Origin of the sequence: Paraburkholderia yinzeri, from assembly GCF_046581065.1 — a bacterium.
In the GTDB taxonomy this organism is placed as follows: domain Bacteria; phylum Pseudomonadota; class Gammaproteobacteria; order Burkholderiales; family Burkholderiaceae; genus Paraburkholderia.
In genome coordinates, this window is record NZ_JBFOCJ010000003.1 from 540,025 (window position 1) to 554,206 (window position 14,182).

The 14,182-nt window shown below is 58.8% G+C and carries 17 protein-coding genes; 12 read left to right on the forward strand and 5 right to left on the reverse strand.

Annotated elements, in window-relative coordinates:
* Positions 1-33: 33 nt before the first annotated feature.
* The 3 genes from WJ542_RS29205 to WJ542_RS29215 all read right to left on the reverse strand — a co-directional run bounded on the left by WJ542_RS29205 (position 34) and on the right by WJ542_RS29215 (position 1,620).
* Complete coding sequence (locus WJ542_RS29205) at positions 34-645, reverse strand: glutathione S-transferase family protein (protein WP_411193031.1); 612 nt, start codon at positions 643-645, stop codon at positions 34-36.
* A 130-nt stretch (positions 646-775) separates the two neighbouring features.
* Positions 776-1,195 (reverse strand): DUF302 domain-containing protein, encoded by a 420-nt coding sequence (locus WJ542_RS29210; protein ID WP_411193032.1) that lies wholly within the window; start codon positions 1,193-1,195, stop codon positions 776-778.
* Between the two features lie 95 nt (positions 1,196-1,290).
* Positions 1,291-1,620 carry a helix-turn-helix domain-containing protein gene (locus tag WJ542_RS29215; RefSeq protein WP_411193033.1) on the reverse strand — a complete coding sequence of 110 codons (330 nt, stop codon included), beginning with the start codon at positions 1,618-1,620 and terminating at the stop codon, positions 1,291-1,293.
* A 453-nt stretch (positions 1,621-2,073) separates the two neighbouring features.
* On the opposite strand from WJ542_RS29215, the gene WJ542_RS29220 reads away from it, so the two are divergent.
* From WJ542_RS29220 to WJ542_RS29275, 12 genes are all read left to right on the forward strand, one after another.
* Positions 2,074-2,358 (forward strand): hypothetical protein, encoded by a 285-nt coding sequence (locus WJ542_RS29220; protein WP_411193034.1) that lies wholly within the window; start codon positions 2,074-2,076, stop codon positions 2,356-2,358.
* Entirely contained in the window at positions 2,358-4,229 is a 1,872-nt protein-coding gene (locus tag WJ542_RS29225) for a replication endonuclease (protein WP_411193035.1), read from the forward strand. The genes WJ542_RS29220 and WJ542_RS29225 overlap by 1 nt, the downstream gene beginning before the upstream one ends.
* Complete coding sequence (locus WJ542_RS29230) at positions 4,226-4,489, forward strand: ogr/Delta-like zinc finger family protein (protein WP_411193036.1); 264 nt, start codon at positions 4,226-4,228, stop codon at positions 4,487-4,489. Before WJ542_RS29225 ends, WJ542_RS29230 begins: the two co-directional genes overlap by 4 nt.
* Positions 4,486-4,698, forward strand: a complete 213-nt coding sequence (locus tag WJ542_RS29235; protein WP_411193037.1) for an ogr/Delta-like zinc finger family protein — start codon at positions 4,486-4,488, stop codon at positions 4,696-4,698. Before WJ542_RS29230 ends, WJ542_RS29235 begins: the two co-directional genes overlap by 4 nt.
* A gap of 47 nt (positions 4,699-4,745) precedes the next feature.
* The gene (locus tag WJ542_RS29240) at positions 4,746-5,414 is read left to right on the forward strand and encodes an AAA family ATPase (RefSeq protein ID WP_411193038.1); all 669 of its coding nucleotides are present in this window, start codon (positions 4,746-4,748) and stop codon (positions 5,412-5,414) included.
* A gap of 74 nt (positions 5,415-5,488) precedes the next feature.
* Positions 5,489-5,740 carry a hypothetical protein gene (locus WJ542_RS29245; protein WP_411193039.1) on the forward strand — a complete coding sequence of 84 codons (252 nt, stop codon included), beginning with the start codon at positions 5,489-5,491 and terminating at the stop codon, positions 5,738-5,740.
* Between the two features lie 262 nt (positions 5,741-6,002).
* A complete protein-coding gene (locus tag WJ542_RS29250; RefSeq protein WP_411193040.1) occupies positions 6,003-7,256 on the forward strand; it encodes a hypothetical protein in 1,254 nt (417 codons plus the stop codon).
* Between the two features lie 343 nt (positions 7,257-7,599).
* The gene (locus tag WJ542_RS29255; protein ID WP_411193041.1) at positions 7,600-7,926 is read left to right on the forward strand and encodes a hypothetical protein; all 327 of its coding nucleotides are present in this window, start codon (positions 7,600-7,602) and stop codon (positions 7,924-7,926) included.
* A gap of 182 nt (positions 7,927-8,108) precedes the next feature.
* Positions 8,109-9,191, forward strand: coding sequence for an AAA family ATPase (locus WJ542_RS29260; RefSeq protein WP_411193042.1), 1,083 nt, complete (start codon positions 8,109-8,111; stop codon positions 9,189-9,191).
* The gene (locus WJ542_RS29265) at positions 9,191-9,733 is read left to right on the forward strand and encodes a DUF4276 family protein (protein ID WP_411193043.1); all 543 of its coding nucleotides are present in this window, start codon (positions 9,191-9,193) and stop codon (positions 9,731-9,733) included. The genes WJ542_RS29260 and WJ542_RS29265 overlap by 1 nt, the downstream gene beginning before the upstream one ends.
* A gap of 26 nt (positions 9,734-9,759) precedes the next feature.
* Complete coding sequence (locus tag WJ542_RS29270; RefSeq protein ID WP_411188333.1) at positions 9,760-11,040, forward strand: IS256 family transposase; 1,281 nt, start codon at positions 9,760-9,762, stop codon at positions 11,038-11,040.
* Positions 11,041-11,067: 27 nt separating this feature from the next.
* The gene (locus WJ542_RS29275; protein WP_411193044.1) at positions 11,068-11,298 is read left to right on the forward strand and encodes a DUF4276 family protein; all 231 of its coding nucleotides are present in this window, start codon (positions 11,068-11,070) and stop codon (positions 11,296-11,298) included.
* A gap of 62 nt (positions 11,299-11,360) precedes the next feature.
* Here the strand turns inward: WJ542_RS29275 and WJ542_RS29280 are convergent, their stop codons facing one another.
* Together WJ542_RS29280 and WJ542_RS29285 are read right to left on the reverse strand one after the other, a co-directional pair.
* A complete protein-coding gene (locus WJ542_RS29280) occupies positions 11,361-12,395 on the reverse strand; it encodes a phage portal protein (RefSeq protein WP_411193045.1) in 1,035 nt (344 codons plus the stop codon).
* A complete protein-coding gene (locus tag WJ542_RS29285; RefSeq protein WP_411193046.1) occupies positions 12,392-14,158 on the reverse strand; it encodes a terminase ATPase subunit family protein in 1,767 nt (588 codons plus the stop codon). Before WJ542_RS29285 ends, WJ542_RS29280 begins: the two co-directional genes overlap by 4 nt.
* Between the last annotated feature and the right edge of the window lie 24 nt (positions 14,159-14,182).

Genomic DNA, 14,182 nt, shown 5'->3' on the forward strand with positions numbered 1-14,182 from the left:
CGTCCTCGAAGCGGTGCGAGGCAGGCTCCGCGGTCAGGCTCGCAAGCCGATCGGAGTCTGGACGAACGGCACGAAGCGGGGCAGGGACTCCACGCGAGCGAGCCATGCCGCGACGCGCGAGTAGTCGCCAAGATCGACGTTGCCTTCCGGCGCATTCGCGATATAGCTGTACAACGCCACGTCTGCGAGGGTGGGATGGGGCGCCGCGATCCATTCGCGGCCGTCGAGTTCGGCGTCGATCAGCTTCAGAATGGCGTGCGCGCGGGCGATCGCCTCGTCGGCATTGAACGGAGCGCCGACGAGCGTGACGAGACGCGCGGCGCAGAGGCCATACGCAACCTGACCCGCCGCCACGGACAGCCAGCGTTGCACCGCCGCGGCGCCGGCGGGCGTTTCCGGCAGCCAGTCGGTCCGCTGATACTTCTTCGCGAGATAAACCAGGATCGCGTTCGAATCGGGGATCACCGTCTCGCCATCGACGAGCACCGGCACCTGACCGAAGCTATTGATCTGAAGGAACGCCGGCGTCTTGTGCTCTCCGGCCCGAAGGTCGAGCGAAACCAGCTCGTGCTCGACGCCAAGCAGCGAGAGAAACAGTTGCGCGCGATGTGCATGGCCCGATAGCGGCGTGTAATACAGTTTCATTAGGCAGTTCCTGGACTGGGTGGAAAACGTGGCATCAACCACGATGCACTGCAGTCTAGAGAGGTCCCGCCGGGAACTGAATACGGCGCCGCGCGATTTCACTATTGCTGAAACGCGAATGGTGCAGGGGTCATTGCCCGCCGGCCACCCCCTGCAAAAGCATGCGCACGCCGGATAGCGGCGCAACCACGCTCTGCGGCAGCTCGTAGTCCCGCAACAGGATCTCGCCGATGTCCGCGTAATCGATATGCGTCGTGCCGCGCTCGTCTTCCCAGATCACGGCACGCAACGGCAATTCCACCGCGGCGTGGGGATTGGCCTCCATGACCGGCGTGCCGCCCTTGGGATTGCCGAAAAGAAAAAGCCGTGTTGGTCTCAACGTAGTTCCGGCGCTCTCGGCTGCCGCACGTTGATCGATATCCGCGAACAGGGTTAATCCGCGCGACTTCAGCGTTTCGATCAAGCGTGACACGGTGGTCGGAAAATCGTGCTGGCTCGGCAAGGATTGCGTGCGAGCGGGATAGGGAATTTGCGGGGCTTGAGCGGTCATGGTCTGCAATCTCCAGGTCGCGGCGATGTAGATGGATTCACTTTATTTTACATAACATAATAAGTAATCGTCCCGAAAGCTAACTTTAGCTGGCGTTACACCTGTGGGAGCCAAGTCCCACAAGCGTTAGCGGGTAGCGCCAGCAACCGAAAACCCTTGGAAAAAATTTCCAGGGCGTGCATCCAAACGCCACGCGTTTCGGCATCTTTCGCGCTTTCAACGCGCGCAGAAGCGATCACTTCGAGCGGATCGATCCCAAGAATTTCGGCGACCCGAATGCAGGTCTTTTCGTCAAAAACAGAACGCCCCGTCCGGTACCCGCTGATCGTAGAGCGAGTTACGCCGAGCGCTTTCGCTGCCGCGTAGTCGGAGGGGAGATCAAGACGCACTTTGGCTGCGTCGAGCCATTCAATCGTGGTTCTCATTAAAAACCCCTTACAAATCAAGTCAACCCGCCGTCAAGGTTAGTCGAACGCTCGACCGGCTGCAACGTCCGAAAATCTCGTACGTACGAGTAAGTTTGACTAGTGCGAGTAACATCAACTATGATCCGGTCGTCGCCCCGGCAACTGGCCCTCAACCCCGCCAGTGCTGGATTTGCTACCCGGCCGCCGGGGCGATGTTTTTCGAAAACATCGCTCTTGGGGTTGAGCAGGGGAACGCAAAATGCAGATTTCGCAGCAACAATCCGTTACAGCTCTCACGGGGTCGCAACGATTTTCGAGTCGGGCTTGCCGCAGTTCCTCTTTGAAGTCCGTCACGCCGGTCCACCCGGCATCGCTAGGCGGATTCACCATCGAAGGCCCGTTCTACCGCCGCCCATCTCGCCTCGCTCGCGCGCTCGACCGATTTTTCTACTGGCTCGGGGCGTGACGGCTATGCGTGCGTCAACCGCTTTCGGTGAAGTCTGGTCTCGTGTCGAAGATGGCGATATTGGCTACGCGGGCGATATGCACCTGTCTTTCAAGCAGCACGCCGCACCGAGCGTCGCGCACATTCGCGCGACTGCACGAGGCGACGCGGAGCTCGCCCGCATCAAATCCATACTCACCACCACGAAAGCGGCGGACGAAGCAGGGCAGAGCACGGCGTCGCGCGGTCTGAGGGTGACACCTGACGCCTATTGGGCAGCAATCAGCCGAGTCGTGCGGGGCTACGCGTAATGCATGGCACAAACGACGTCTGGGCCGCCGGGCTCGTTGCCCCGTTCCCGCGTCGCTGGCAGGCCAACATGATGCACGAATGGGATCGCCGCCGCGCATCGTTCAACCCGAAGAAAGTTACGGCGGAGAACGACGCGCAGCGGGCCGCCAACGTCGCATTGCGCGATACCGTTGCGAGCTTGATCGGCCATGCGGTAAGCGACGAGCTGCCGCTCGACTCCCAGGACCACGACGTAATCGCACATGCGCAGGCATGTGCCGAACAGGCGCGCGTGCGTCTGCTCACGCTTGAGGCGTGGCAGGAAGCGGGGCGCTGTGCCACGCGGGCCGCCGGCGTCTCGGCGCTTGAGCTCGCCGACGTGGAAGTGCTGGAGGCGCGTGCGCTCCTCGCCGACTTCTGCGACTCGCGCGGCGTGCTGCCGGCCACGGGCCGCATAACGGACGAGGGCGCCGTGCGCCGCATGATCGCGCCGCGATGGTGGACGATGCGGATGCGGCGCGCACACGCTCGCGCAGTCGAAGCGGCCGCGATCGATTTCGGCCTGGTGAACCGCTCACGCGACGCGTACGTGTCTAACGAAGGGCTTGCCGCGCGCGAAGCACAGAACGCCCGCAACGCGCAGATGCTCGAAAGCACGATTGCGCACAACCTCGATACCGATCAGGAATTCACGCTGGCCGAGCTCTCCGCAAAGGGGCCGGCCAACAAGGCAATCCGTCGCGCTGAGCTCATGACACGCATCGCCGGTTTCGAGCGCATCGCGATCGCCTCGGCGCACGCGGGCCTGTTCCTGACGATCACATGCCCGTCGAAAATGCACGCCTTCAAGATGGTCGGCACACGGGCGATTCGCAACCCGCGCCACGACGGCACGAAGCCCGACGAGGCACAGGCGTATCTGCGTGGCGTGTGGGCGCGTATCCGCGCCGCGCTCGCGCGCCGTGACATTGCACTCTACGGGTTCCGTATTGCCGAGCCGCAGCACGACGGCACGCCGCACTGGCATCTGCTCGTGTTCTATTCGCCGCAGCACGATTCGACCGTCGAGTCGATCGTGCGCCGCTACGCGCTCGAAATGGACGGCGACGAGGCGGGCGCGCAGGAGAAGCGCTGCGACTTCAAGCGCATGGACGCCGAGCTTGGCACGGCCGCCGCCTATATCGCGAAGTACGTCGCGAAGAATATCGACGGCTACAAGCTCGACAAAGATCTGATCGGAAACGACGCACTCGAAACGTCGGCGCGCGTGGAAGCGTGGGCCTCGCGCTGGCGCATTCGCCAGTTCCAGCAAATCGGCGGGGCACCAGTCACTGTATGGCGCGAGCTGCGGCGCGTCGAATCGGTACCCGCCGATGCGCCGGCGCACGTTCGTGCCGCGCACAACGCCGTGAACCGCGTCGCAAGTCTCGAAGGGCGGGATAACGCGTCCGTCGCCTGGGATCACTACGTCAACGCCCAGGGCGGCGTGCATTGCGGCCGCAACTACCGCGTACGGCTCGCGACGTTCCGCGATGGCTCGCGCACGGCCTACGGCGAGGAATCCGCCGCGAAGCCGGTCGGCGTCGAGTACTTCGAAGTCGCGAAGGTGCGCGATGCGATCGGCAACTGGATCGACGTGTTGCCGCGGACCGTCACGGTCGACTCGAAGCGCTACCAGTGGGAAGTTGTGCGCGCCGGCTCGCGGGCGAGTGGTTTGGGTTTGGAGCGCGCGCAGCGTGCGCCTCGGACCTGTGTGAATAACTGTACGCGACCGGCCACAGAGCCGGAATTTGATCACCACACGGCCGCGCCGCTCAATGCAGATTTCGACGGCGCGGTCCTGAGTTTCGCCGGGGGCGGCGCAATTCGTACTGACCGGAGACCGGAATGACGACCATGAAAATTGATTGTCCTTGCTGCGGCGGCGATATCGACGCGCGGCACACGGAAGGCCTGTCCGACACCATGCGGCGCATGTACTTCGTTTGCGAGGACTGCGGCTATCGCACGCCGGCGGGCTTCGAAATCCTGTTCTCGCTGTCCGCGTCCGCAAAGCCGCGCGCCGACGTCGCCCTCGAAGTGCGGCCCTCGCCGATGCTTCGCGGCGGCTTCAACGCGCGCACGACGGCGGCGCTCGCGAGGGCGGCATGAGGTTCACCATCAAATGCCCGCACTGCGGCGCGCGCGGCATCGCCAGGTCGATCGAAAAGGAGTCGCCCGTGTCGTGGCTGCTCGACTTCCAGTGCGATGACGTGACGTGCGGCCACACGTACCGCACACGAATCGAAATGTTTCCGCCGGAAACGCCTATCCCACGCCGCGAGCGGCGTGAAACAGTCGCACTTCAATTCGGCGAGTAGCGGCCCGGCTTCAAAGCAATTAGATCGATATCGACGTGATATCGGCCATGCGTTTCAATCCTGCTCGGGGGAGCATTATGAAAACCGTTGTGGTGGCAAATTCGAAGGGCGGCACGGGTAAGTCGACGAGCTCGCTGCAGTTCGCAATCGGGCTGGCACGCGAAGGTGCGCGCGTGTGGCTCGTTGATGGTGATCGGCAGGAAACCAGCGTCACCGCGATTACCATGCGTGCAGAAAGCGGACGGCCGCCGATTGCCGCGTCGGCTTATGCCAACGGCGCCACGCTGCGTGCCCAGGTGCTCCAACAGCGTGACGCCTATGATTTCGTGGTGATCGATGCCGGCGGGCGAGATTCGAGCGCGCTACGCGCCGCGCTTACGGTCTGCGATGCCGTCGTGATTCCGTGCCTGCCCCGTACGTTCGACGTGTGGGCCATGCAGGACATGGTGCAGCTCGTCGACGAGGCACGCGCCGTTCACGACCTGCGGGCCTTCGCATTCTTGAATGCAGCCGACGCCAACGGGTCCGACAATCGCGACGCGGCCGCCGCGATCGCGGAGTTTTCACAGGTTGAGCTGCTTCCGTTCCGTCTCGGCCGCCGCAAGGCCTTCGCGAACGCGAGCGGTGCCGGCCTGCACGTCGAAGAAATGCCTCGACGGGATACGGTAGCCTGCGCGGAAATCGACCGGCTCACGGCCGCCGTGTTCGGCATCTAGATATCGACTAGCGATCGAACAGGCATCGATTCGATATCAAAACGATATCGAATCAATATTGAAGGGGCAGGAATATGGCGATTACGAAACGGCCGTCAGGCGCAGAACGCACGGCGGGCATTGACGATTTCATCGCGCGGGCACCGGACGCGGGCCACGATCGGCCGCAGCCGGCAGAACGGCGCCGAAAGCAGGTGATTAGTCCTGGTATCGATTCGCAGCTACTCAAGCGGTTCGACGCTCTCGCAGACCGTCTGGGGCTCACACGCGCGGCGGCGATCAGTCTTGCGATGGTGCGGCTCATTGAACAGGAGGAGGGCGGTTGATCGTAGCGACGGCCCGTCGTCAGCGATGCGCGATATGCGCCGCGCACATCGCATGAACCTCTCGAACGATCGGCGAGCGGTAGTCCAGAAACCAGCCCGACTTAAGATTGAACAGTTTCAGCAGACCGGCCTCATCTCGTGGAAGGGCCAACCTGCACGAACGACGTTGGCGGTTCACCTAACGACAGCTTGGTCGTGAGAATATATCGCAGACGAGGGAGCCCGCGGAAACCGGGGGCTTTGGTCAGGCAGTCAGGAGAAAATGCGCCGCAATTTATCAAAAAACATCTTCCACAATATTATCGCGCAACGGTCGAGGGTAATAATAGGCATGATTTTATTTAAAAAAACATTTTGGCGAGGAATTTCAATTTCCGCGAAAATTACATTATTGAATCTTGTTTCGCAAACAAGCTTTAATGCGATCGGTCGCACAATTCGATTTGAGAGATTTCCTGATTTAGATTTCTCGGATGATCCGAAAACTGACGAAGTAATTCGGTGCGCCACGCAGGTAATTTGCGGCGTCTCACCGACTGATGAGCAATCGAGTGAAGTTGAGCCGCTTGTTGCGCAACTTTCAGAAAACAAGGTTATTAAAAGATTATTGAATTCCAGAAATGTCGCACTCCTTGAGGCCGATCATCTTATCAGCTTGGCGTCTCAGCCAGATTTTTCAGTGAATCGGGCGGGGAAAAATAAATCTATTAACATATGGTCAATCCTTAAGTTGTGGTGGTATGCCCGAACAATTGCTAGAAGCGCCAGAAAGGCGATCGAAGTAAGGAAGGCTCCAAAAGTTGATGTAACAGGCTCGGATATTGCACAAACAATCACCTTGATTTCAGTCAGTTTGGTGACAGGAGGTTTCTTCTATCAGGTAATTTTCTTTAAAGGACTGGGAATAGATATAACTCGATATCTATCCATTTCTGATTATTTATCTTCCAGTATAGGCACAATATCTCCAGCTGCATTATCCATGGGAATTAATGTGGTAGCGATGTTTTTTGGAGCAATGCGCTACACGCAGTCAAATAAAATGACGCAACAAGTAAGGTTAAAGACTGATCGCTATTTTTTGTGGTTTTCCTTTGCACTCACTACAATTTTGTTGATCATTGAATGGCTTACTAGTCGCCACTTTCCATTCGACGTGCTGCCGATTTTTACGTGGAATCTGGCGCTATTGTACGTGCCGGGGTGGTGTGATGCTTATTTCAAGCGCCCATTCATCATGCTCTTTGTTGCTCTATATGTCATTTATTTTTCTGCAAGCATTTATGCTAAAGCTCAAATGAACGCAATTGCTGTCAGGAACGGAAGTTTTTTTAAAGGTGATGCCGATCGGGTAGAGCTCGACGACAGCGTCAAATTACTGATTCGAGCCGATCAGCTTAGGTTATTGCAGACGACGCCGAATTTTTGCTTTCTGTACGACACAAAGAGCCATAAGGTGTGGATCTTTCCAAAGGAGAAAGTGAAAGCAATTTACGGTGGTGACCTACAAGGCTGACGCACAGCACGCGACGAAAGAAGCGCGGTCCCCCGCCCCGCCTGAGCGCTTCAAAGATGGCCAATTTTGATGCTTGCGCCATCTGGCGGGAGCCCGGCAGCAGCGGAGGTTTCGTGGCGCACGCGCAGGTTGGCAGTTAACGCGTCCTGATGCAAAAAATAGGTTAATTTTCGCAACAATGAAAGCCAGTCGGGAGCGGAGCTCGGGCAATTAGCTTCGATTTCGATCTAGTTGCATCCTATGCCCGCGAATCGGCGGCTGAACCAAATGTCGACCGAAAAAGGCCGGCACATGGAGCACCACTGGCTATACTGTATATATATACAGTGTTTGGACTGAGGAGATGGGGAACGGGCACCGACACCGGCCGCCGCTCACGGCAGCCGAACTTGCGGAGATTTACGACAGCCAGCCGACCCCACAGGTGTTGCGGCTGCTGTGGGAGATTCATCGTCTGCGAGCGACAATCATGCGAGCAGACCAGATCCGCCGCATGATCGGGCCGAAAGTAGGCTCGTCATATGCGCTGGCCGGCGTTTGGGAACTGTTCGAGAAGGAAATGGACGCTGAACCGTGCCTGACCGCCCCCCCAACGACACGCCAAAAGGGGCTGCTTTATCCGGGCGAGACACCAGGCCGTGTGCGCAGGCGCATGCGTAATGGCGAGTGATCCGCGATCAACCTCGCGTCACATATTCCGATGCTTGACGGCATGCCATCAGGCATACAAGTGCAGACAGTCCACTTGGATGGGTGGTCTGAACAGTGCATTTATATGTGACAATACTCAAATGGGATCGCAACGCTTCCGGTGCCCACTGCGGGCCGAGAGCAAAATTTAACAGACTGACTATGACAGCAATCGATAGACTCAGCATCGAGGGGTACAAATCGATCCGGAAGTTGGACGGTTTGTCGCTCGGCAAGCTGAATGTGCTAATCGGTGCGAACGGTGCCGGTAAGAGCAACTTTATCGGCTTCTTCCGGCTGCTTGCTCGATTGATGGCCGGAGAACTGAACTTGTACGTTGCAAAGGCCGGCGGCCCTGACAGCCTCTTGCATTACGGTCGGAAGCGTACGCATGCGCTCGCCGCTGACCTGCGTTTTGCGAACAACGGATATAGGCTGGAACTACAGCCGACGCAAGATAACCGCTTCGTGTTCTCAAAAGAAGAGTTTTATTGGAACTACACAAATAAATTTTATACGCTTGGGGCCGGGCATACAGAAACAGCCTCGACAAGCGGCCGATATGGCACGATGGCAGAATACATCGTGCCGGCGATTACGAGCTGGATCGTCTATCATTTTCACGATACCAGCGATTCAGCTCCGATGAAACAGTCGTGGGCGATCAACGACAATGCCCGATTGCGCCCGGACGGTGCAAATTTGGCTGCCTATTTATATAGGCTTAGCGAAACGTTTCCAGCACACTATCAGCGAATAGTTGATACAGTTCGACTTGTTGCGCCATTCTTTTCGCGGTTCATGCTTCGCCCGAACCCTCTCGACCAGACCTCTATCCAACTAGAGTGGCAGGAGAAGGGAAGTGATTTCCCATTTCTCGCGCATCATTTGTCCGACGGCACACTGCGCTTCATCTGTCTTGCTACGGTGCTCTTGCAGCCAGACGAGTTGATGCCGGCCACCATCTTGGTCGACGAGCCTGAGCTTGGTCTACACCCGTATGCAATTGAACTACTCGCGGCATTAATGCGTCAATGTGTTGATAGAGATCACCAACTAATCGTCTCTACACAATCAGTCGAGTTGCTGAATCAGTTTGACCCCGAGGATGTAATTGTTGTTGACCGAGTAGATGGGCAATCTACCTTCACGCGACCAAACGTGTCGACGCTGGCTACTTGGCTTGAGGAATATTCACTCGGTGAATTGTGGAAGCAAAACGTCTTCGGTGGGAGGCCTCGCTGATGGCGGGTAACAACACACGCGTTAACATCCTCGTTGAAGGGCAAACTGAGGAATCGTTTGTGCGGGATCTTTTAGTCCCTCATCTGGCAGGCTTTAGCGTATGGGCGACAGCGCGGGTAGTCCGGACTAGCAAATACCACAAAGGTGGTGCGGTCAGCTACGTAAAGATCTGTGATCAAGTTAGTCGTTGGTGCTTGGAGGACCAGACAGCCGTTGTTACTACAATGTTTGACGTCTATGGACTGCCGGCAAATTATCCGGGGGTAAATGCGTGGAATAATGCAGGGAATGCGGTAAATCAAGTTGCACTATTAGAAAATACGCTAAAGAATTCAGTTGCGAAGCAGAATTTTTTACCTTATTTGCAATTGCACGAATTCGAAGCCCTTCTGTTTAGCGATCTTGACGCATTTGCGTACTGCGATGTCGATCCAGCCCATATTGTGGGCTGGCGAGTTATCGTCGGAAGTGGTGTATGCGGCGTAGGGAGGAGGCAGGAGAAGGCGGTGGCGATTGATGGAGAATGTTGCTTTCCACGGTAACACTTCCTCAATCGAACTCCACCACCATGGCGAAACATACGCAGGAAACGAGCAGCAGTCAAACAGCAGAACCGCAATTTGAGGGCGCACCCGGCCTGGACGATCTGATCCAGCAAGGGGCGCGGCGGATCATCCAGCAGGCAATCGAGGCGGAACTGGCGGCGATGCTCGAGCAATATTCGAATGTGAAGACGATGGACGGCCGGCGCGCGGTCGTGCGCAACGGCTACCTGCCAGAGCGCGAGATCGTCACGGCGGTAGGCCCGGTGCCGGTCAAGGTACCGAAGGTTCGCGACCGCTCGAGCTCCGGCATCAAGTTCAATTCGACGATCGTGCCGCCCTATGTGCGCAAGTCGCCGCGCGTGTCATCGTCGCTGCCGTGGCTGTACCTGCGAGGCGTCTCAACCGGCGACATGGGCGACGCACTGTCCGAGCTGCTCGGCGAGCAGGCTAAAGGGCTGTCAGCGAGCGTCGTGAGCCGCCTGAAGGCCGCATGGTCAGAAGAGTACGAGAAGTGGAACAAGCGCGACCTGTCCGCCTCGCGCTGGGTCTACTGGTGGGCCGACGGCATCCATACTCAAGCCCGCACAGAGGATTCGGACGGGCAGTGCCTGCTCGTGATCATCGGCGTGAAACCGGACGGCGGCAAGGAGCGCGTTGCGCTCAGCGACGGTTACCGCGAGTCGAAACAGTCGTGGATTGAACTGCTGCTCGATCTGAAAGCGCGCGGCCTGCAGGCGCCGCCACTGCTCGCGGTTGGTGACGGCGCGATGGGACTATGGGCGGCACTCGATGAGGTGTTCCCGCAAACGCGACATCAGCGCTGCTGGTTTCATAAGGTCGGAAATATCCTCAACGCGATGCCCAAATCGCAGCACGGCAAGGCCAAGGCGGCGCTCGCAGAGATCTGGAATGCCGCGACGCGCGCCGATGCGATTGTTGCGTTCAATCAGTTCGTCGACGTGTACGCGGCCAAGTACCCGAAGGCTGTCGAGAAGCTCACGAAGGATCGAGACGCACTGCTCACGTTCTACGATGTCCCTGCGGAGCACTGGCAGCATGTGCGGACCACGAATCCGATCGAATCGACGTTTGCGACGGTACGCCATCGCACGAGCCGCACGCGCAACTGTCTGTCGCGCGCGACCTTCCTGGCGATGGCGTTCAAGCTGATTGAAGCGGCCGGGCAGACCTGGAGGAAGATTCGCAGCGCCGAGAAAATTGATCAGCTTCTGAAGGGCGTTCCGTTCAAAGACGGAAACCCGGTGATTGAAAGCACACCGGCTCCTCAAGCGCTGGCCGCCTGATCATGCCGTCCCGCCCGTACACCACTATTGACGATTGCTCTGGGCTGGCAAGCGGAACTTGCAGCAGTCGCAAATCCCGAGCTTCTTAATAACTCCCCACTGACCGCTCCGTCGAAGCGTCTGATAGCGAGATGGCCGACTTATGAGCGGTCAAAACCTCTATATGGGACGCTTGTCGCACTGCAGATAGGACTACCGCGGATGCGAGCCAAATGCCCACGATTCAACGACTGGATCACGAAACTTGAAGGCTTGTGAGTCGCCTATCGCGGAGATTTTTCACGTCTTCTGTGAGGGGTGTACGCTCTATTTGTACCGCATCAGTCGATCTCGTATGGTAGAAATTTGACGATCTCGTCACCAAACCAGTCGTTAATCGCTGTGAATTGGGCCTGCAGAGGCGCAATTTCATTACGCCCAAAGACCTTCGCCGCGGTGTCGGCCGCACCGAACCCCCCCGTATTGCTCGGCACTATGCCGAGCAACTGCGGCGGCACGCGATGCGCCGCGAGCAGGTCGTCGCGAGTGATGTTCTTGATGTTGAAAAACTCGTCCTTTGCGGCCACTTCCGACACCGGAATGAGCTGCAGGCCGTCTTTCTTGCCGTTCGGCGCGTAGTAGAACAGATTGCGGAAATTTCCCGGTCCCTTCGCGTTCTTCAGCGCATCGCGCAACGAATCCACGTCATCCTGATTCTGTGCCGGGTCGGTCAGGTACAGGATGAAGCCGGCGTGACTCCCGTTCTCGTAGTAACGCCGACGAAAGAGCGTCGACGACTCATTCAACCAGGCCGCGTGCAAGGCGCCAAGATATTCGGGCAGGCCGTAGACCTCCTGATTTACATCAGGCTCGATCAGGTGATGCACGGCGCCCGCGTCGAATTCGTGAACCGCCTGCCAGCCGTCCGTTTGCACGTAGCTCGTCAGGTCGACACGGCGCCTCGTGTACTTCGCCGGCACCGCCTCGAATTTCAGCGTCCCGCCGAGCCGGTTCGCCTGCCGCTCGATGTATCCATTGCCGAACATGAGGAAATCAAGCGCCCAGCGGCGGAACGTGTCGCGCGAGAGCAGGGGGTGCGGAATGAACGTCGACGCCAGCACGTTGCGCTTGAAGTAGAGCGCCGACGCGTGATGCGTGCCGGCGCGGAACGACTTCGCGAGCCCCGTCCAGCTCACCGGCGGCTCGTACCAGCCGTTGACCTCGACGAGCTCGGAGTAGTCGAGCAGGTCGGCGCGGCTCATCACCGGCATCGGATCGCCGAATGTGAATGCCGTTGCCTTCGGCGCGCGTGATGCCGCGGCGGCCGGTTCGACGGCGCGCGTGAGCTGCGCGCGGTACTTGTGTTTCGCCCTCATGCGGAAATCTCCATAAATCCAGAATTGCGGGCCGCCATGCCTTCGAGCGGCTCGTTTGAAATTGCGTGCAGGACCGCCCACGCCAGGTCGGCGTGTCCTGTTTCCTCGTTGCGGCCAGCCTCGTACGTGACCTGACGGCCGCTTGCCGTCACCGTCTTTTTGATCGCCATGAAGGCGGCCGCCATGTCGGTCCAGCCGGCATCAAACTGCAGCCGGGCATTGCCGACGACAGACAGGCCTTTGAGCACAAGCCGGCCTTTCACTTCGGGGGAGTAGTTGAACGCGACGACGCGCGGATAGAACTGCTTCGTGAGCTGATAGACGCCCTGGCCGATACCCGTCGTGTCGATCGCCATGTAGGCGACTTGGTAGCGCTTCGTGATTTCCTCGATGCTGCGCGCCTGCGCCTCGAAATCCATCCCGCGAAACTGGTGCTTTTCCAGCACGCGCAACGGGCCGCCCTCAACCACGGGCGGCGCGACCACCACGCAGCCGGCGGAATCCCCCGAAAGTGCCGGGTCGTAGCCCACCCATACCGGCCGATAGCCGAACGGCCGCGCGAGCAGCGGCTCGAAGTCTTCCCACACTTCCCACGAATCGACCATGCAGCGCTGCAGGTTTGCCAGCGTAAAGATCGACGCCGTGTCGTCGATAAACTGGCACATGAGCAGGTTCGCGTATTCCTCGGCGCTGTATTCGAGCCGCAGCTCGCCAAGATCGAACAGCGTGCAGCCCGCGCGCGCCGCGTCCTCGACCGTGACAATCTGGCGCCATTGCCGATCCTCGCAGAGCCGGCCGCGCGCCAGTGCCTCGTGCGTGACATCGAAGTGAACGTGATCGGCTTTCGCGCGGCCGCGGTTGATGTGCTCACCGCTCCAGAATTTATAGGCCTCGTGCCCGATGCTCGATGGCGTCGAGAAGTAGGTCTTGCGCCAGTGCTTGTGCATCGCCATGCCTGACGCGACCTTGTTGAGCGCCGTGAATTTCGGCACCCAGAAATATTCGTCGAAGTAGAAGTTGCCGTGATAACTCTGCGCCGTGCGCGCGTTCGTGCCGAGAAAGTAGAGAATCGCCTCGTTCGGTAACACGATCGGATCGCCACTCAGGTCAACGTCGGCGGCCTCGCGCGCAAACTGCGTGATGTACTGCTTGAATACGTGCGCCTGTGCCTTGCTGGCCGACAGGAAAATCTGGTTGCGGCCGGTGTTGAGCGCGTCGACCAGCGCCTCGCGCGCGAAATACCAGGTCGCGCCGATCTGCCGCGACTTGAGGATGTTGCGCGTTCGCTGCTCGCCACTTCGAAACCACACCTTCTGGTAGTCGAACAGCGATTCACGAAACGCGTCGTTGATCTTCTCGACCTGCTCGTCGCTGAACGCGTTACGTGTGGCCTTCTTCTTCGGCGCCGCGTTGCGCGCCTGGATGTTCGGATTCAGGTCCGATTCCTTGCCCGTCTCGCCGTATTTGCGCACGCGCGCGATGCGTTCGAGCTGGCGCATCAGCAGGTCGATTTCCTTGTAATCGCCCGAATCTTTCTTCTCCTTCGCGATCAGCGCATTGACGCGCATCTCGGTCGTGAGCTCGATCGTGTCGACTGGCGCCGTCTTGTCCCAACCGTCGCGTTGCTTCCACGTCTCGACCGTGGAGCGTTTCAGTTCGAGATGGCGTGCGATAGACGACACGCGCCACCCCTGCCAGTAGAGGGCGCGTGCCGCCTTTTTGGGATCAGGCGTGGATACAGGAATGTTCGTTGTTTCAGGCATGACGAGAGCGTAACGGTCACGCGC